The sequence below is a fragment of the Thioalkalivibrio sp. AKL17 genome, assembly GCF_000377885.1.
Lineage (GTDB): Bacteria > Pseudomonadota > Gammaproteobacteria > Ectothiorhodospirales > Ectothiorhodospiraceae > Thioalkalivibrio > Thioalkalivibrio halophilus.
Window position 1 is genome coordinate 412,807 of the sequence record NZ_KB898766.1, and the last position, 17,456, is coordinate 430,262.

Annotated in this window: 16 protein-coding genes and 1 other RNA gene; 9 read left to right on the forward strand and 8 right to left on the reverse strand. The window is 68.0% G+C overall.

Features of this window, described 5'->3' with window-relative positions; all coding sequences use genetic code 11:
- The first annotated feature begins 81 nt into the window (after positions 1 to 81).
- Both guaB and guaA read left to right on the forward strand, forming a co-directional pair.
- Positions 82 to 1,542 (forward strand): IMP dehydrogenase, encoded by a 1,461-nt coding sequence (gene guaB, locus D577_RS0108115; RefSeq protein WP_018947008.1) that lies wholly within the window; start codon positions 82 to 84, stop codon positions 1,540 to 1,542.
- Positions 1,543 to 1,607: 65 nt separating this feature from the next.
- Positions 1,608 to 3,185 (forward strand): glutamine-hydrolyzing GMP synthase, encoded by a 1,578-nt coding sequence (gene guaA / locus D577_RS0108120; RefSeq protein WP_018947009.1) that lies wholly within the window; start codon positions 1,608 to 1,610, stop codon positions 3,183 to 3,185.
- Between the two features lie 85 nt (positions 3,186 to 3,270).
- On the opposite strand, the gene D577_RS0108125 is transcribed toward guaA, so the two are convergent.
- From D577_RS0108125 to D577_RS0108140, 4 genes are all read right to left on the reverse strand, one after another.
- Entirely contained in the window at positions 3,271 to 5,400 is a 2,130-nt protein-coding gene (locus tag D577_RS0108125) for a hypothetical protein (RefSeq protein WP_018947010.1), read from the reverse strand.
- 242 nt (positions 5,401 to 5,642) lie between these two features.
- A complete protein-coding gene (locus tag D577_RS0108130; RefSeq protein WP_018947011.1) occupies positions 5,643 to 6,494 on the reverse strand; it encodes an HDOD domain-containing protein in 852 nt (283 codons plus the stop codon).
- A gap of 124 nt (positions 6,495 to 6,618) precedes the next feature.
- Positions 6,619 to 8,013, reverse strand: a complete 1,395-nt coding sequence (gene gorA / locus D577_RS0108135) for a glutathione-disulfide reductase (protein WP_018947012.1) — start codon at positions 8,011 to 8,013, stop codon at positions 6,619 to 6,621.
- A gap of 184 nt (positions 8,014 to 8,197) precedes the next feature.
- On the reverse strand, positions 8,198 to 8,947 hold the full coding sequence (locus tag D577_RS0108140; protein WP_018947013.1) for a glutathione peroxidase: 750 nt from the start codon (positions 8,945 to 8,947) through the stop codon (positions 8,198 to 8,200).
- Positions 8,948 to 9,252: 305 nt separating this feature from the next.
- Here D577_RS0108140 and ffs point away from each other — a divergent pair.
- The 6 genes from ffs (at position 9,253) to D577_RS0108165 (ending at position 13,503) form a co-directional block, all read left to right on the forward strand.
- An RNA gene (ffs, locus tag D577_RS14045) (signal recognition particle sRNA small type) lies at positions 9,253 to 9,349 on the forward strand.
- Between the two features lie 95 nt (positions 9,350 to 9,444).
- Positions 9,445 to 11,328 (forward strand): DNA polymerase III subunit gamma/tau, encoded by a 1,884-nt coding sequence (dnaX, locus tag D577_RS0108145; RefSeq protein WP_018947014.1) that lies wholly within the window; start codon positions 9,445 to 9,447, stop codon positions 11,326 to 11,328.
- Positions 11,325 to 11,651 (forward strand): YbaB/EbfC family nucleoid-associated protein, encoded by a 327-nt coding sequence (locus D577_RS0108150; protein WP_018870167.1) that lies wholly within the window; start codon positions 11,325 to 11,327, stop codon positions 11,649 to 11,651. The genes dnaX and D577_RS0108150 overlap by 4 nt, the downstream gene beginning before the upstream one ends.
- 11 nt (positions 11,652 to 11,662) lie before the next feature.
- Positions 11,663 to 12,253 (forward strand): recombination mediator RecR, encoded by a 591-nt coding sequence (gene recR / locus D577_RS0108155; RefSeq protein ID WP_018947015.1) that lies wholly within the window; start codon positions 11,663 to 11,665, stop codon positions 12,251 to 12,253.
- Positions 12,254 to 12,288: 35 nt separating this feature from the next.
- Positions 12,289 to 12,633 carry a histidine triad nucleotide-binding protein gene (locus D577_RS0108160; protein ID WP_018947016.1) on the forward strand — a complete coding sequence of 115 codons (345 nt, stop codon included), beginning with the start codon at positions 12,289 to 12,291 and terminating at the stop codon, positions 12,631 to 12,633.
- An 87-nt stretch (positions 12,634 to 12,720) separates the two neighbouring features.
- Positions 12,721 to 13,503 carry a hypothetical protein gene (locus D577_RS0108165; RefSeq protein ID WP_018947017.1) on the forward strand — a complete coding sequence of 261 codons (783 nt, stop codon included), beginning with the start codon at positions 12,721 to 12,723 and terminating at the stop codon, positions 13,501 to 13,503.
- Between the two features lie 36 nt (positions 13,504 to 13,539).
- Here the strand turns inward: D577_RS0108165 and rsgA are convergent, their stop codons facing one another.
- The 3 genes from rsgA to D577_RS0108180 are packed head-to-tail and all read right to left on the reverse strand — an operon-like array spanning position 13,540 to position 15,138.
- Complete coding sequence (gene rsgA, locus D577_RS0108170; RefSeq protein WP_018947018.1) at positions 13,540 to 14,472, reverse strand: ribosome small subunit-dependent GTPase A; 933 nt, start codon at positions 14,470 to 14,472, stop codon at positions 13,540 to 13,542.
- A gap of 18 nt (positions 14,473 to 14,490) precedes the next feature.
- Positions 14,491 to 14,826, reverse strand: coding sequence for a 4a-hydroxytetrahydrobiopterin dehydratase (locus tag D577_RS0108175; RefSeq protein WP_018947019.1), 336 nt, complete (start codon positions 14,824 to 14,826; stop codon positions 14,491 to 14,493).
- A 6-nt stretch (positions 14,827 to 14,832) separates the two neighbouring features.
- Complete coding sequence (locus tag D577_RS0108180) at positions 14,833 to 15,138, reverse strand: cytochrome c (RefSeq protein ID WP_018947020.1); 306 nt, start codon at positions 15,136 to 15,138, stop codon at positions 14,833 to 14,835.
- 131 nt (positions 15,139 to 15,269) lie between these two features.
- Between D577_RS0108180 and orn the strand changes: the two genes are divergently transcribed.
- Complete coding sequence (orn, locus tag D577_RS0108185; RefSeq protein WP_018947021.1) at positions 15,270 to 15,839, forward strand: oligoribonuclease; 570 nt, start codon at positions 15,270 to 15,272, stop codon at positions 15,837 to 15,839.
- Here the strand turns inward: orn and nadB are convergent.
- Entirely contained in the window at positions 15,806 to 17,455 is a 1,650-nt protein-coding gene (nadB, locus tag D577_RS0108190; protein WP_024329067.1) for an L-aspartate oxidase, read from the reverse strand. The genes orn and nadB overlap by 34 nt on opposite strands.
- Position 17,456 lies beyond the last annotated feature (1 nt).

Genomic DNA, 17,456 nt, shown 5'->3' on the forward strand with positions numbered 1-17,456 from the left:
TCCGCCTTTACCCGTCAAGCCCCGGATTCTATACTGTTCGGCTCTTTCCTCCCGGTCCCCGGGCCCTGTCTGGAGTGGTGCATGCGGATACTCGGTGAAGCCCTGACCTTCGATGACGTTCTGCTGATTCCCGGGCACTCGAACGTCATCCCGCGCGACGTCGATATCTCCACCCGGATCAGTCGCGGCATCACCCTCAGCGCGCCGCTGGTCTCCGCGGCCATGGATACGGTGACCGAGGCCAGCCTGGCGATCGCCATGGCGCAGGAGGGTGGCATCGGCATCGTGCACAAGAACATGCCGGCCGAGGCCCAGGCCCGCGAGGTCTGGCAGGTCAAGAAATACGAAAGCGGGGTGATCAGCGAGCCGATCACCGTGGGGCCCGACGCTTCCATCGGCGACGTGGTGCGGCTGACCCGGGACAGCCACATCTCCGGCGTGCCGGTGGTGGACGGCAACGATCTGCGCGGCATCGTGACCTCGCGCGACCTGCGCTTCGAGACCCGCATGGAGGCCCCGGTCTCCGAGATCATGACCCCGCGCGAACGGCTGGTGACGGTGCGCGAGGGTGCCGGGCGCGAAGAAATCCTTGGTCTGCTGCACAAGCACCGCATCGAGAAGGTGCTGGTGGTCAACGACGCCTTCGAGCTGCGCGGCATGATCACCGTGAAGGATATCCAGAAGTCCACCGAACACCCGTATGCCAGCAAGGACGAGCGCGGCCGCCTGCGCGTGGGCGCTGCGGTGGGCGTGGGCGAGGGCACCGACGAGCGCGTCGCCGCGCTGGTCGAGGCCGGCGTGGACCTGGTCGTGGTGGATACCGCGCATGGCCACTCGCAGGGCGTGCTCGACCGCGTGGCCTGGGTGAAGAAGCACTACCCGGACGTGCAGGTGGTGGGCGGCAACATCGCCACCGCCGATGCGGCGAAGGACCTGGTGGCCGCCGGCGCCGACGGAGTGAAGGTCGGTATCGGCCCGGGCTCGATCTGCACCACCCGCGTGGTGGCCGGGGTCGGCGTGCCCCAGATCACCGCGATCTCCGAGGTGGCCGGGGCCCTGGAAGGGACCGACGTGCCGCTGATCGCGGATGGCGGCGTGCGCTTCTCCGGCGATCTCGCCAAGGCGGTGGCCGCCGGCGCCCATTGCGTGATGCTGGGCTCGATGTTCGCCGGCACCGAGGAGGCGCCGGGCGAGGTCGAGCTCTACCAGGGGCGCTCGTACAAGATCTACCGTGGCATGGGTTCGCTGGGGGCGATGCAGCAGGGTTCCTCCGACCGCTACTTCCAGGATCCGAACGCCCCGGCCGACAAGTTCGTCCCCGAAGGCATCGAGGGCCGGGTGCCGTACAAGGGCTCGATCGTCGCCATCATCTATCAGCTGATGGGCGGCCTGCGCTCCTCGATGGGCTACGTGGGCGCGCAGAACATCGCCGAAATGCGCAGCAAGCCACAGTTCGTGCGCGTGACGGCCGCCGGCATGCGCGAGAGCCACGTGCACGACGTGGCGATCACCAAGGAAGCCCCGAACTATCGCATGGACTGATTCGGCCCGCCGGCCGGATCCCCGACACAGACCCCGGCCACCCGGCCGGGGCAGTGGATGACCTCATGACCCAGGATCTGCACGCCCACCGCATTCTGGTACTGGACTTCGGTTCCCAGTACACCCAGCTGATCGCCCGTCGCGTCCGCGAGACCGGAGTCTATTCCGAGGTCCATGCCTGGGACATGCCGGCGGAGGACATCCGCGCGTTCGCGCCCACCGGCATCATCCTTTCGGGCGGGCCCGAATCGGTGAACGTCGAGGCACCGCCGCGCGCCGAGGACGTGGTGTTCGAGCTGGGCGCGCCGGTGCTGGGCATCTGCTACGGCATGCAGACCATGGCCGCACAGCTGGGCGGGCGCGTCGAACCCTCCGAACGCCGCGAGTTCGGCTATGCCCAGGTGCGTGCCCGCGGCCATACCCCGCTGCTGCGCAATATCGAGGACCACACCACGCCCGAGGGCTACGGGATGCTCGACGTGTGGATGTCGCACGGCGATCACGTGACCGAGCTGCCGGAAGGCTTCCGCCTGATGGCCTCCACCGACTCCGCGCCGATCGCCGGCATGGCCGACCCGGACCGCGGCTTCTACGGCGTGCAGTTCCACCCCGAGGTCACGCATACCACCCAGGGGCAGCGGATCCTCGAACGCTTCATCTACGAGATCTGCGGCTGCGAGGCGCTGTGGACCGCCGACAACATCATCGAGGACATGGCCGCGCGGGTGCGCGAGCAGGTCGGCGACCAGCGCGTGGTGCTGGGCCTGTCCGGCGGGGTGGATTCCTCGGTGGTCGGCGCGTTGCTGCACAAGGCGATCGGTGATCAGCTCACGTGCGTGTTCGTGGACACCGGCCTGCTGCGCGAGGGCGAGGGCGACCAGGTGATGGCGACCTTTGCCCGTCATCTGGGCGTGAACGTGATCCGCGTGGATGCCGAGGACCGCTTCATGAGCGCCCTGGCCGGTATCGAGGACCCCGAGGCCAAGCGCAAGATCATCGGCGGGCTGTTCATCGACGTCTTCGACGAAGAGGCGGGCAAGCTCGAGAACGTGAAGTGGCTGGCCCAGGGCACGATCTACCCGGACGTGATCGAGTCGGCCGACTCCAAGACCGGCAAGGCCCACGTGATCAAGTCGCATCACAACGTGGGCGGCCTGCCGGAGAACATGAAGCTGGGGCTGGTCGAGCCGCTGCGCGAGCTGTTCAAGGACGAGGTGCGCAAGATCGGCGTCGAGCTGGGCCTGCCTACCGAGATGGTCTACCGCCATCCGTTCCCCGGGCCCGGCCTGGGCGTGCGCATCCTCGGCGAGGTGAAGAAGGAATACGCCGATCTGCTGCGTCGGGCGGATGCGATCTTCATCGAGGAACTGCGCAAGGCCGACCTGTACGACAAGACCTCGCAGGCGTTTGCGGTCTTCCTGCCGGTCAAGTCGGTGGGGGTCATGGGCGACGGCCGGCGCTACGACTACGTGGTCGCGCTGCGCGCGGTGGAGACCATCGACTTCATGACCGCCCGCTGGGCTCATCTGCCGTACGAATTCCTCGACCACGTCTCGCGGCGCATCATCAACGAGATCCCCGGGATCTCGCGCGTCACCTACGACATCTCCGGCAAGCCCCCCGCTACCATCGAGTGGGAGTGACCGGAACGGGCGGGCATCGCAGCCGGGGCTTCATGATCCGGCAGTCGAGCGATGCCCATGCCGCAGGTGACGGCCAGGACAGCCATTACCGGCTCGTCCCGTCTTGCTCTCCCTCCTCCTTCTCGGGCTCTGGTTCGCCCGGCTGCGGGTCGGGCCAGGGCGGGGCAACCGGGACGGCGACCTCGACGTCCTCGGCCATGCCCTTGCCGGTCGCCGATTCCATCGCGATGTAGTAGTACAGGTCGTCGAATTCGTCGCCCTGTATGTCCCGCCGGCCCTGCGCATCCAGCCACTTGCGGAACGCCTGCTCGTCCATGGCCCCCAGGTCGTCGATGGTCTCCCGGCCGAAATGCCCGTTGCCGCGCGGCCCGTGGACCAGCTCCAGCGCCGGGCGGTACGGGGACGGCGCACGCCGGAAGGCACGGCGACCGCGCTTGTACCTGGCGTTGTTGATCTTTGGGTCGCTCTCGCGTTTGCGAGTGACACGCATGAGGCCGGTATTGCCCCCGTACCACATGGCGCCGCGCCCGACGATGCACAGGTTGTTGTATTTCATCCGGCTGGCGCGGTTCCAGTCGCGGTCATAGCCCCCGCCGTCCGGAAAGAAGCTGGGGATGCCGAGGTTCTCCCCGTCTACGCTGAACAGCACGTCGGAACGGTCGTCGCCGGCGGTGACGATGAAGTCGTCCACCGCGTACAGCGAACCCTCCCGGTCCACCGAGACGGTCATGTACTCCTTCCGGTAGTACTGGACGTCGCCCAGGTGCTCGATCGTCACGGGATCGCCCAGGCGGATCCTGGAGATCGAGAATTGCAGGTCGTGCGTGCAGATCAGGTCGCCGGTGGAGGTGAAGTCGATCTGCGTCGGGTACAGGAACGCGGCCTTGCCGGCCTCGCCCCACACCGCCCGCTCGCGCATCACTTCGACGTCCTGGTCGAAATGTACGTCGATCTCCTGGGTGCCGTCCCAAAAGGGGAAGTCCTGTCTCCGCGACAGGCCGCTCGGACGCATGCTGGCAATGACTTCCTCGAGTCCTCCGCTGCCGTCCAGGGGCGTCCGGACGATACGCAGGTTGCGGTAGTCGCTGATGTAGAGCCAGCCGTCGCGGGCGGCGACGCCGCGAGGCTCGGACAGGCCGCGCTGGTAGCCCTTTTCGTGCTCGGTCCCGGCGAACACCTCGATCTCGCCCGTGCGCCGGTCGCCCCGATAGATGCAGTGATGGTGGGACGCCGCGATGAACACGATCCCCTCGTCGTCCGGGTGCGGGCAGATCTGCCAGCAGTGCCCGATGTCCTTGCGAACCGTCTCGAAATGGTCGGGGTGGTGCACCGTCCAGACATGCGGGTTGCCCGGCGCCGGAGTGATCAGGTCTTTCTTGTTCCGGACCCCCCACAGGGTTTTCATCGTGCCGTGGACGTCCACCTCCACCACACGCCCCGGGGCGCTCAGGATCACGGCGGTCTGGTCCTCGTCGATGAATCCGGAGCAGGTGGACTGGATCGTGCTTTGATTCCGGTGGCCGTCGCGGAACAGGCCTACTTGCAGGTGCAGGGGTTTGAAGTAGTCGTGCCGGCGGTACTCGTGCTTGAAGTGACTCGCGACGTGGCCCTTGTCGGTATACTGGAATTCCGAGCGCTGATAGACGGTGCAGAACGTCATGCGCTGCGCCCACAGGTCGTGCTCGCCCGGCCGGCCCCGGACAATCAGGGGGTCACGGCGCTTGTGGTAGCTGGGGGTGATGTCGGGGAACCGCCCCGGATACCAGACGTAGCCGACACCGCGCCAGATGTCTCCGTCGCCCGGATTCCGGGTAAAGCGCACGGCTACCCAGCGCGGGGTTTCCAGCGACGCAGGCGCCCCGATGTAGACCGGCTCGCAGCGCGGCCAGACGGCAAAGTCGCCGTTGTCGCGGATCTCGGTCGTCAGGATGAGGGCATCGGTCGGCTCGAACTCCAGGTCGGCAGGGAGCGTCCCGGTAAAGGTCGTCCCGGTCTGCCACTCGCCTGCCCAGATGCGCTCCTGTTCGGGGCCCTTGTAGAGGACGACACGCCCCGTGCGGGCTTCGTCGACATTCTGTCCGCGCTCCCGCGTGATGCGGGCCTCGATGTCGTAGGGAAGGTCGATCTCGGTGGCGCGCCCGCGACGCTGCGTTTGTCGATAGGACCTGGTCCCGGTTTCGGGGCTGTAGAACTGAACAAGATGGCGTTCACTCATGGGGATCTCCGGACGGCGCTGGCAAACCGGATCCGCTTACCCGCGCGTTACCTCCGAACAGAGAGCTGGCCGGAGCGATTCGGGCGTCGATCTCCCTTATGTAGCCCGGGCTCGCGCGCGAGCGTGCGCATTCATCCGTGTTTCCTTAGACCAATTCGGGGCGATTTTCCGCTGTCGGCGGATTTGACGTTGTGGGTGGCCTGCCGGAGAACCTGTAGCCAGGGCGGGACGAGCGCGCTGCGCTACTCGAAGATCTGGTTGATGTGCTTGAGCCCGGCCTCGTCGGTGTCCCAGTCCAGGGTCAGACGGTCGGGATCGCCGGTCAGCCGGCGGAAGGCCGGGATTTCGTGGCGGTCCACCGCCGCCAGGCGGTGCCCGGTAGCGCCGTAGGATTCGACGTTGGCGGCCTGCAGGATGTCGGTGTAGGAGACGGGTTCGCTGTCTCCGGGATCCTGGCGGATCTTTTCGTGGTCCCCGACCGCGCGCACGATCTCCGGGTCGAAGTTCCAGCTCTTGAGCATGGCACGGCCCATCGCGACGTGGGCCGCGTCGATGGCCGCCTGCACCGCGCGCGGGTCCTCGTAGATGACTTCCACCTTCTCCGCGCGCCGCAGGATCGGAACCGCGCCGATGTCGTGGACCAGTCCCGCGAGCAGCGCGATGTCCGGGTCGAGGTGCCGCTGCTTGCGCGCCAGCAGGTAGCTGAGTATGGCGACCTCCAGGCTGTGTTCCCACAGCTGCTCCATGCGCTCGCGGATCGCCTCGTTGCCGGTCTGGAAGACCTCTTTCATGGAATGGGTCAGCACGACCTGCCGCACCCGCTCCATGCCCAGGCGGGTGACCGCCGAGTGGATGGTGGAGCAGCGATGGAGTCCGCGGTAGGCGGGGCTGTTGGCCTGACGTACCAGGCGGGAGGCGAGTGCGGTGTCGCGCGAGATCAGGTTGACCAGATCGGCGATCGTGCTGTTGTCGTCCTGCACGATGAACAACGCCTGGACCGAGATGTCCGGCAGGGTTGGAATATCCACCAGCTGCCGGTCCAGGTCCCCGCGCAGTTTTTCAAGGAAGTTTTCGACGTCCGTGCGGGTAGCCAAAAGATGCACTCCGGGCGGCTTTTTCCGTAGCGCGGAGTATGCCACAGGCGTGCGCGTTCGGGGGGTCCCGGGCCTGCCGGACGTCTGTCCGGGCGCGACCCGCGACCCTGTGGCGCGGGGGAGCTCAGGCGGCTTCGGCCAGACCCTCGGCGCGACCGGGACGGCCCTGCTTGAGGGTCACCAGTTCCTCGGCGCTGGTCGGGTGCAGCGGGATGGTCAGGTCGAGGTCGCGCTTGGTGGCGCCCATGCGCACCGCGACCGCGAAGCCCTGCAGCATCTCGTCAACGTGGGGGCCGATCATGTGGATGCCGACCACCCGTTCGTCGTCCCCGGCGCACACCAGTTTCATCACCACCGGCGGGACCTCGCCCTCGGCAAACGCCCGGTCCAGCCCCCCGAAGCTCGTCTCGTAGACCCGCACCGAGTCGCCGTGGCGCTCCACCGCCTGTGGCTCGGTCAGACCGACCATGCCGGCGGTCGGGTGGGTGAAGGTCACCGTGGGGATCTGTTCGTAGTCCACCGGCACCGGGTCGTTTTCGGGGGCATACCAGTGCTCGGCCAGACGCCGCCCGGCGGCGATCGCCACCGGGGTCAGCGGGGCCTTGCCGATGATGTCGCCCAGGGCGTAGATCCCCTCGACATTGGTGGCCTGCCACTCGTCCACCGGGGTGGTGCCGTCGCGTGCGAGCTCGACCCCGGCTTCTTCCAGCCCCATGTCCGCGGTGGCCGGTTTGCGGCCGACGGCCCACAGCACCTGCTCGAACGGGCCCAGTTCCTGTCCGCCTTCCAGCTGCACAGTGACCGCGCCGGGCTCGCCGCCGAGTCCGGCCACCTTCACGCCGAGGTGGCGGCCGATGCCCTGGTGCTCCATGTGCTGGTCCAGGGCCGCGCTGATGGCGGGGTCGAACATCTCCAGCACGCGGTCCTCCATGGCGACCACATCGGTCTTCACGCCCATGGAGCGCAGCATCCCGGCCATCTCCAGGCCGATGTAGCCGGCCCCGATCACTGCGATGGATTCCGGCAGTTCGGTCCACTGGAAGAAGTCGTCCGAGGTCGCGCCCAGTTCGGCCCCCTCCAGCGGCGGCACCACCGGCGCGCCGCCCATGGCCAGCACGATGCGGTCGGCGCGGTATTCGGTGCCGCTTTCGCTGATCACGCGGTCGCTTCCGTTCAGCCGGGCACGCTCGGCGATGTGGGTCACGCCCAGCTTCTCCAGGTGGCCAGCCCAGAAGTCGTTGAGGTTGCCGAGCAGCTTTTGCCGGCGCTCGGCCAGCTCGCCGTAGCGAATGCCCCGGATGTCCACGTCGACGGCAAATTCGCCGGCCTGGCGGGCCTGGCCCATGTGTTCCGCGGCGTACCAGGTGAGCTTTTTGGGCACGCAGCCCTCGTTCACGCAGGTCCCGCCCAGCGGCTTCGGGTCGAACACGGCGACGCGGGCGCCATGGGGCGCGGCGCGCTCGGCCACCGCCAGGCCGCCGCTGCCGCCGCCGATCACGATGATGTCGTAGTGTTCCATGCTCTGTTCCCTGTTCGTTGTCAGTCTGATTCGAAGTCTGCCACGGCGAGCGCTCAAGGAGCGGTCGCCGGGGTCCGCCATCCGTGTCCGCACGTCCGGCGAACCGTCGTGAAACCTGCGGACACGGATGGCCACCCGGGGTGGCCGGGGCCGGAACGGGCGCGGGCCCGTCCCGGCCGGGGGCTTACGCTGCCCGGCGCTCGCGGTGGATCCACTGCTCCAGATCTTCGGAGCCGCCGATGCGGTGGCCGCCGACGAACACCTGGGGCACGGTCATCGCGCCGGTGGCGGCGCGCAGGCTGCGCAGACTGGCGTCACGGCCGAGGACGATCTCCTCGTAGTCCAGGTCCGCGTCCTCCAGCATCTGCTTGGCGCTGGCGCAGTAGGGGCAGCCCGGCTTGGTGAAGACCACCACGTCCTCGGGGCAGGCCGCATCCGGCGCCACGTGCGACAGCATGGTGTCGGCATCGGAGACCACGAAGGGGTCGCCCGGTTCATCCGGCTCGATGAACTGTTTCTCGATCACGCCGTCGCGCACCAGCATGGAATAGCGCCAGGAACGCTCGCCGAAGCCCAGGTCGCTCTTGTCCACCAGCATGCCCATCTTCTCGGTGAACTCGCCGTTGCCGTCCGCCAGGAAGGTGATGCGGTCGGCCTCCTGGTCGGCCTGCCAGGCCTCCATCACGAAGCCGTCGTTCACCGAGATGCAGACGATCTCGTCGATGCCGTGTTTCTTCAGCACCGGCGCCAGCTCGTTGTAGCGGGGCACGTGGGCCGAGGAGCAGGTCGGGGTGAACGCGCCCGGCAGGGCGAACACCACCACGTTGCGGCCGCTGAAGATGTCCGCGCTGCGGACGTCGTTCCAGTCGTTGTCCTTGCGGCAGCGGAAGGTGACTTCCGGGACGCGCTGACCTTCGCGATTTTCCAGTTCCATGTTCTCTCTCTCCTGTTGCAGATTGCGGTTACGGAAACGGGTGAAAAGTCATGTGCCGGCCCGTGGCCGACGACAGGTGCAAGATTAAGGGCGCTCGATTGGTAAATCCAATCTTGATTGGTTAATTGATAGTTAGGCTCACCCTATCGTCGCGGCTCCGCCCGGCTTGTGCCCATGATGCCGGGGTCGGCGTTCGGGCGGAATCCTCTCCGGAGTGGCGGGCCGCGGAACTTGACGCAACGGCCCGAAACCCGGACCCTTGCGCATCTGGCCGGACTCGCGGCCAACAGCGTTATGGTGGTCCGTATCAGTCCCCTCGCGACGACAGGTTGTGAACCCCGCCAGGCCCGGAAGGGAGCAACGGTAGCAACTGCGTCGGGCGCCGGGGTGTGGCGGGTGCGGGCCACCTCCCTTCCAGTTTCGCTTTCCGGTGGGGCCGTGTGCCCGGAGGTCACGGTGACTGCTCCATTAATCAGCGTTTCCTTAATGGGGGAGGCATGAGTCACCAGGTTCTGGCCCGCAAGTGGCGGCCCGCGCGTTTCGGGGATCTCGTCGGTCAGCCGCATGTGGTGCGCGCACTCACTAACGCCCTGTCCGGGGAGCGGCTGCATCACGCCTATCTGTTTGCCGGCACCCGCGGGGTGGGGAAGACTACCGTCGCGCGGATTCTCGCGCGCTGTCTCAACTGCGAGACCGGGGTCACCGCCGAGCCCTGTGGTCAGTGCCGTTCCTGCGTGGAGATCGCCGAAGGCCGGCACCTTGACCTGATCGAGGTCGACGCCGCGTCGCGCACCCGGGTGGACGACACCCGTGAGCTGCTGGACAACGTGTCCTATGCCCCCACCACCGGCCGCTTCAAGGTGTACCTCATCGACGAGGTGCACATGCTGTCGGAGAAGAGCTTCAACGCGCTGCTCAAGACCCTGGAGGAACCGCCGGAACACGTGAAGTTCCTGCTGGCGACCACGGATCCGCAGAAGCTGCCGGTGACGGTGCTGTCGCGCTGCCTTCAGTTCAATCTCAAGCCGATGCCGGCGCCCCTGATCGCCGAATACCTGACCGGGGTGCTGGAGACCGAGGGCGTGACCGCCGAATCCGGCGCCCTGCTGCGTCTGGCCGAGGCGGCCGAGGGCTCGATGCGCGACGCCCTCAGTCTTACCGATCAGGCGATTGCCTACGCGGGCGAGGAGCTGACCGAGGGCGCGACCTGCGACATGCTGGGGCTGCTGCCGCGCACCCGACTTACGGGGCTGCTGGATGCGGTGTTCGCCGGTGACGGCGCGGCCCTCGTCCACGGTCTGGCCGAGCTGGATACCCTGGGGCCGGACTGGTCTCGCCTGCTGGACGAACTGGCCGCGCTGTTGCACCGGGTGGCGGTGCTGCAGGTGGCGGGCGAGGTGGCCGACAGTGGCGAGGCGGGGCTGGATTGGGTCCGGGATGCCGCCGGCCGCGAGGATCCCGAGCTGATCCAGCTCGCCTATCAGATCCTGATCCACGGCGTCCGTGACCTGCCGTATGCCCCGGACCCGCGAATGGGGGTCGAGATGACCCTGCTGCGGCTGCTGGCCTTCCGCCCCGAGGGGGCGCCGGACACGGAGCCCGGGGGCGCCCCGTCGGGAGGTACGACTGCCGGCCGGAGCGCGGGCACGGGGAGCTCCCCGGCTGCAGCGCCGGTATCCCCCTCGGGATCGGGATCGGGATCGGGGTCGGCGGTCGCATCGCGCCCGGTCCCGCCGGCGGAGGAAGAGGAAAAGGCCGGAGATGCGGCCGTGGCTCCGGACCGGGATTCGGTGCCCGCGGCGTCGCGCGCCAGCCCCCGGTCGGAATCCGGGGGGGCGGCCGCGGTACGGGAACCGCGGGCCGAAGCGAAGCCGGAACCGGCCGCGGGCGCCGGTGCCGTGCCACCGTCGTCGGAGCCCGTCGGGGATCCCGACGGTCCGGCCGTGCCTGCCGGCGAGTTCGACTGGCATGCGTTCGCTGCACGTCTTCCCGCAGGCACCGCGCGCGAGCTCGCGTTGCAGGCCGAATTTCGTTCGCTGGACACGGAGCGGCTGACCCTCGCCCTGCCACCCGACTACCGCATGCTGTGTACGGAACGGGCCAGGGAACGCTTGTCCAGGTCCCTGGAGGCGCATCTCGGTCGCAGCGTGCGTCTGGAGATCGTGGACCAGGAAGAAGCCGGCGGCGACACGCCGGCCGCGCGTCTTGCGGCAAATGCCGAGGCGCGTCAGGCTGAGGCCGAGTCCGCCATGCGGCAGGATCCGGTGGTGCAGGCGCTGCATGAACGCTTCGGCGCCGAGCTTGGCCCGGTGCGCCTGCACGATGACGACCCGACACTTAATCAGGACCCCGGAGCAGCGGGACAGGAGAACCGAAAATGATGAAAGGCGGCATGGGCAACATGATGAAGCAGGCCCAGAAAATGCAGGAAGAAATGCAGCGCGTGCAGGCCGAGCTGGCCGAGATGGAGGTCGAGGGTCAGGCTGGCGGCGGGCTGGTGAGCGTGACCCTGACCGGCAAGCACGAGGCGCGCAAGGTTCGGATTGATCCGAGCCTGTTTCAGGATGATCCGGACATGATCGAGGACCTGGTGGCCGCGGCGATCAACGATGCGGTGCACAAGGTGGACACCACCAGCCAGGAACGCATGAGTGAACTGACCAGCGGCATGGGCCTGCCGGCGGGCATGAAGCTGCCTTTCTGAGCCGGGTCGCGGTGGATACCGAACTCGACGATCTGGTGCAGGCGCTGCGCTGTCTGCCGGGCGTGGGCGGCAAGTCCGCCCGGCGCATGGCGCTGCACCTGCTGGAACGCGACCGCGAGGGCGCGCGGCGCCTGGCGCGGGCAGTGGACGCCGCGGTGGAGAACATCGGCCACTGCTCGGTGTGCCGGACGCTGACCTCGGCCGAGACCTGCGAACGCTGCCTCGATCCCGATCGCGACGACCAGGTCCTGTGCGTGGTCGAGAGCCCCGGCGACGTGATGGCGATCGAGGCGGCCACCGATTTCAACGGTCGCTTCCACGTGCTGCTCGGACGGCTCTCGCCGCTGGACGGGATCGGCCCGGAGGAGCTGGGGCTGGACCGGCTGGAGGAACGTCTGCGCCAGCAGGGCACCGAGGAGCTGATTCTCGCCACGAACACCTCGGTGGAGGGTGAGGTTACCGCTCACTATCTGGCCGAGATGGCCGGGCGCCTGGGAATCCGCGCCACGCGCATCGCGCAGGGGATCCCCAGCGGCGGGGAGCTGGAATACACGGATGCGGGGACCCTGGCGCACGCCTTGTCGGGGCGCCGCGATTACTGATATAAACCGCGCCGGCCGGGCGCGGTGGAGGCACCATGGAAGACTGTATCTTCTGCAAGATCGTCGCCGGGGAGATCCCCGCGACCATCGTCCGCGAGACCGATGACGTGATCGCCTTCGAGGATCTGCATCCCCAGGCGCCGCACCATGTGCTGGTGATTCCGCGGCGGCACATCGCCACCCTGAACGACCTTGCCGCCGAGGATGCCGTGACGGTGGGCAACATGGCCCGGGTTGCGGCGGAGGTCGCGGCCGAACGCGGCTTTGCGGAGGCCGGATACCGGACTGTGATGAATTGCAACCAGCAGGGCGGTCAGACGGTCTATCATATACATATGCACCTGCTCGGCGGTCGGCCCCTCGGCTGGCCCCCGGGCTAGCGAACGCGACGGTCCGGGGAGGCCGGCGCGGTGACAAACGGGGGAACGGGCGTGACACAACGCGGATATCATGACGGGACAACGGCCATGGGCGGGGGGGAAAATGCCCCGGGCCGTGCGCGCGTCGTTGCCCGGCTGGCGGTGCCGCTGATGCTGGTCGTGGTTTTCGCGACGCCGATGGTTGCGGCGGCCGAAGACGACACCACCCGCTATTCTCTGACCCGCACCCTGAATCTCGACGGCGGCGATCAGGTTGCGGCCGTGGGCGACCTGTCCTCCTTTTCCGGCGCGGCGGGTGCGGGCGGGGAGGCCCGGCCCGACCCGCGTTACCGCCTGATGCTGGATGCCGACGCGGTGTCGCGTCCGGCGGACGACATCACCGGCCTGGGCGATCGTTTCGAGGCGACCGGGGCTTTCCGTCAGCGCCTGGGGGCCAGTGGCCTGGGGTACGGGATCGATCTGGGCTTCGGCATGGAGTCGCGCAGTGCGCCGGGGCAGCTGCGGGAGGATGCGGGTACCACTTCCTATTTCACCGACTTCAGTTTCGGACCTACCTTCGAGTCGGGCGGTTTTGACAGCCAGCTGCGGGTCGGCGTGCGTCAGCCGCTGGCGGGCGATTCGCGGGAAACGGTCGGTGCGGGGGCTGGCCTGCAACCGCGCGACCACACGCGCGGCGCCAGCTATCTGAGCCTGGACGGCAGCCTCCGCCTGCGCAACGACAGCGAGCTGTCGATGAGCCTGTTCTACGATGACTATTCGCTGGAATCGTCCGAAGGCTGGATGGAGGAGCGGCTGGAATTCGACGGCATGCGTCCCGAATCCGGCGGTTCCTCGTCGGTGTTCGGCGTGGAGATGGGCCTGACCTTCTGATTCGTTCTGAATCGTGCCGCGGGGCCGCTGCCGGGCTCAGTCCCGGCGCCGGGTCTCCGCCCGCAGCTCCTGCCAGGCCTCCAGCCGTTCCCGCGGCAGCTCGCAGGCGGCGACCGCCACTCCCACCGCACACCCCGGTTCGGCCGCGTGCCGGCAGTCGCGAAAGCGGCATTCCCGGGCCCGTTCGGCGATGTCCGGGAAGCCGCGCTCGAGCGCGTCAGCGTCGTCCAGCTCCGGTGTGAAGTCGCGCACCCCGGGGGAATCGATCCACGCGCCATTGCCCGCCAGCGGATACCAGCGCGCCGTGGTCGTGGTGTGGCGCCCTTCGCCGGTCTGCCCCAGGGTCGCGGTTTGCAGGGCCTGGTCCGGCGCGTTGCCGGCGCGGCGCAGCAGCGCATCGATCAGCGATGACTTGCCGGTGCCGGACTGGCCAACCAGGATGTTGCTGCCCCCCTCGGCGGCCGCCGCCAGGGCGTCCAGCCCGGTGCCTTCGTGCACGCTGACCGGCAGCGCGTGCAGGCCCAGATGGCCGTACTGCCGGTCCAGCCGCCGCGCCCCCCCGGGGTCCAGCTCGCATTTGTTGAACAGCAGTCGTGGCTCGGCTGGCAGGTTGTGGATTGCGACCAGGAAGCGGTCGATCAGGAAACGTGCCGGGGCCGGTTCCGGCGCCACCACGATCCAGACCCGGTCCACTCCGGCGGCGATGGTCTTGCGGCGGCCGTAGCCGTCGCGCCGCACCAGCGCATTGCGGCGCGGCTCGCGGCGCAGGATGCGGTGGCCGTCGGTTTCCACGCGGTCCCCGCAGACCAGATCCCCCGTGCGGCGCTGCAGCTGCACGCGATGCAGATGGCCGTCCTCGTCGAGGAGGTCGGCCCTCTGGTTGAGGCGGGCGGCGACACGCGCGCGGGCGGGCAGGGGATCCGCGGTCGTGCTGTCCGCGGATCCCGGGTTCCGGGCGGACCGGCTCATGCAGGCTGCATCGACGGGTCAGTCGAACAGCGCATCCACGCGCGCGGCGCAGATGAAATCGTTTTCGGTCAGTCCGCCCACCGCGTGGGTGGAGAACTGGACCCGGCAACGGTTGAAGCCGACTTCCATGTCGGGATGGTGATCCTCGACATGGGCGATCCAGGCCACCGCGTTCACGAAGGCCATGGTCTCGTGGAAGTTGCGAAAGCGGAACTCGCGCCGGATGTCCTTCGTGTCGCCGCCCAGTTCCCAGGATTCGTGCAGCTGGCCCAGGGCCCGGGTCGCCTCCTCGGCCGGCATCGGGTCGGTAAAGCCTTCGCAGGCCTGGCAGTGACGCGTCTTCAGGTCGCTCATGGGGGTTCAGTCGAATCCGTAGTATTCATCGTTGAGGTAGGCCACGATGGCTTCGATCTCGTCATCGAAGAAGGCGGTGCCGATGTTGGCATCGCATCGCCGGACCATCGCGACGAGTTCTTCGCGGTCACCGACCATGCGTCCGTCGCGGGTATAGATGTCGGAGCCGTCACCGCCGTGCATGTCGGCATGGCAGCTGACGCAGTTGTTGTCGTGCAGATCCTGGCCCATCCGGATGTCGTCGGCCTGCGCGGTGGCGGCCATGCCGCCGGCCAGCGTCAGGGCGGCCAGACTGGTGGTGAGGTGTCGCATGTGGCCCTCCTTCTTCGTCGGTGCCGGTCTTGTTCGTTGTTCGATGCGACGGGCCCCCGGGGCCCGTCCCCATGATGATAGACTGCATCGCGCCATCATAGGGCACCACCGAGTGCCGCAGAGGAGAGACAATGACGGCGAGTGCGGAAAATCTGATCTGGATCGATCTGGAAATGACCGGCCTGGAGCCGCAAACGGACCGGATCATCGAAGTGGCGACCATCGTAACCGACAAGCACCTCGAGATCCTGGCCGAGGGACCGGTGATCGCGGTGTTCCAGTCGCCGGAGGTCCTGGACGGGCTGGACGCCTGGAACCAGCGCACGCACGGCGAATCGGGCCTGCTGGATCGCGTCCGCCACAGCGACCACGACGAGGCCGCCGCGGAGCGCGAGACGCTGGCGTTTCTGGAAAAGTGGGTACCGAAGGGGCAGTCGCCGATGTGCGGCAATTCCATTTGTCAGGACCGGCGTTTCCTCGCCCGCTGCATGCCCGAGCTGGAGGCCTGGTTCCACTATCGCAACCTCGACGTGTCCACGCTCAAGGAGCTGGCGCGGCGCTGGGCGCCGGACGTGCTCCAGGGGCTGTCGAAGAACGCTTCGCACCAGGCCCTGCAGGACATCCGTGACTCGATCGACGAGCTGCGCCACTACCGCGAAAAGTTCATTCAGCTCCCGCCGGCCGCGCGCCCGGCCAGCTGACCGGCGGGCGAGGGCGGCACCAGAACCGTGGGGATGCCGTCCAGTTCCGGGTCACGCTCGGGGTAGTCCAGCAGATAGTGCAGGCCGCGGCTCTCGCGTCGGGCCAGCGCGCTCTGCACGATGATCTCGGCCACCATGCCGAGGTTGCGCAGCTCGATCAGGTCGGGCGAGATCCGGTAGTGGCTGTAATATTCGTGGATCTCTTCCTGCAGGATGCGGATTCGGCGCTGCGCGCGCAGCAACCGGCTACGGGTGCGCACGATCCCGACATAGTCCCACATCAGCCGGCGCAGTTCGTCCCAGTCGTGCGCCACCACCACTTCTTCTTCCGATTCGGTTACCCGTGATTCGTCCCAGGCCGCCGGTACCGGCAGGGCCTCCGGAGCGGGCAGATCGGTCTGCGACAGGATGTGCTCGGCCGCGGCGCGGGCGTAGACCAGGCATTCCAGCAGCGAATTGCTGGCCATGCGGTTGGCGCCGTGCAGCCCGGTGCACGAGACCTCGCCGGCGGCATACAGGCCCGGAAGATCGGTCTGGCCGAAATGATTCACCACAACCCCGCCGCAGGTGTAGTGCGCGGCGGGAACCACCGGCAACGGCTCGCGCGTCATGTCGAAGCCGTATTCGAGGCAGCGTTCGTGAATGGTAGGGAAGTGCTCGCGGATGAAATCCGCCGCCTTGTGGCTGATGTCGAGATAGACATGGTCGATCCCGAGGCGTTTCATCTCGTGGTCCACCGCGCGCGCCACGATGTCGCGCGGGGCCAGTTCGGCGCGCTCGTCGAAGCGCGGCATGAAGCGTTCCCCGTCCGGCAGCTTCAGTAGCCCGCCTTCGCCGCGCACTGCCTCCGAGATCAGGAACGACTTGGCCCGGGGGTGGTACAGGCAGGTCGGGTGGAACTGCATGAATTCCATGTTGGCGATGCGGCAGCCGGCGCGCCAGGCCATCGCAATCCCGTCGCCGGTGGCGCCGTCGGGATTGGAGCTGTAGAGATAGACCCGGCTGGCGCCCCCGGTAGCCATGATCACCGTGGGCGCCATGATCGTCTGTACCTCGCGGGTCGCGGTATCCTGGACATAGGCCCCGACCACACGGCGCACGCCGTCCACCCGCGAGGTGATCAGATCCACCGCCACATGGCGTTCGAGTACGTCGATGCTGGCGGTGTCGCCGGTGCTGCGCACCAGCGCGTCCTCGATCGCGCGGCCGGTGGCATCGGCGGCATGTGCCACGCGGCGGGCGCTGTGCCCGCCCTCGCGCGTCAGATGCAGCCGGCTGCGGCCCTCGAACGATTCGCGCGTGAACGGCACCCCGAGGTTGAGCAGCCACTGGATCGCCTCGGGCCCGGCCGCGACGGTGCGGCGCACCGCGTCCGCATCGCACAGCCCGGCACCGGCGTCGATGGTGTCGTCGATATGGGCGTCGAAGGAATCCTGGCGGTCGAGCACTGCCGAGATGCCGCCCTGGGCATAGCGGGTCGAGCCCTCGTCCACCGGGCCCTTGCTGAGGACCACGACCCGGCGATGCGGGGCGAGATGCAGGGCCGCGCTCAGTCCGGCCGCACCGCTGCCGATTACCAGCACGTCGGCTTTGCGGGCTTGTTGTGCTGTATCCATG

Excerpts from the sequence above, each read along its gene's own strand:
- guaB (WP_018947008.1), top strand. The coding sequence starts at position 82 with ATGCGGATACTCGGTGAAGCCCTGACCTTCGATGACGTTCTGCTGATT.
- guaA (WP_018947009.1), top strand. The coding sequence starts at position 1,608 with ATGACCCAGGATCTGCACGCCCACCGCATTCTGGTACTGGACTTCGGT.
- D577_RS0108125 (WP_018947010.1), bottom strand. The coding sequence starts at position 5,400 with ATGAGTGAACGCCATCTTGTTCAGTTCTACAGCCCCGAAACCGGGACC.
- gorA (WP_018947012.1), bottom strand. The coding sequence starts at position 8,013 with ATGGAACACTACGACATCATCGTGATCGGCGGCGGCAGCGGCGGCCTG.
- D577_RS0108140 (WP_018947013.1), bottom strand. The coding sequence starts at position 8,947 with ATGGAACTGGAAAATCGCGAAGGTCAGCGCGTCCCGGAAGTCACCTTC.
- dnaX (WP_018947014.1), top strand. The coding sequence starts at position 9,445 with ATGAGTCACCAGGTTCTGGCCCGCAAGTGGCGGCCCGCGCGTTTCGGG.
- D577_RS0108150 (WP_018870167.1), top strand. The coding sequence starts at position 11,325 with ATGATGAAAGGCGGCATGGGCAACATGATGAAGCAGGCCCAGAAAATG.
- D577_RS0108160 (WP_018947016.1), top strand. The coding sequence starts at position 12,289 with ATGGAAGACTGTATCTTCTGCAAGATCGTCGCCGGGGAGATCCCCGCG.
- D577_RS0108165 (WP_018947017.1), top strand. The coding sequence starts at position 12,721 with ATGGGCGGGGGGGAAAATGCCCCGGGCCGTGCGCGCGTCGTTGCCCGG.
- rsgA (WP_018947018.1), bottom strand. The coding sequence starts at position 14,472 with ATGAGCCGGTCCGCCCGGAACCCGGGATCCGCGGACAGCACGACCGCG.
- D577_RS0108175 (WP_018947019.1), bottom strand. The coding sequence starts at position 14,826 with ATGAGCGACCTGAAGACGCGTCACTGCCAGGCCTGCGAAGGCTTTACC.
- D577_RS0108180 (WP_018947020.1), bottom strand. The coding sequence starts at position 15,138 with ATGCGACACCTCACCACCAGTCTGGCCGCCCTGACGCTGGCCGGCGGC.
- orn (WP_018947021.1), top strand. The coding sequence starts at position 15,270 with ATGACGGCGAGTGCGGAAAATCTGATCTGGATCGATCTGGAAATGACC.
- nadB (WP_024329067.1), bottom strand. The coding sequence starts at position 17,455 with ATGGATACAGCACAACAAGCCCGCAAAGCCGACGTGCTGGTAATCGGC.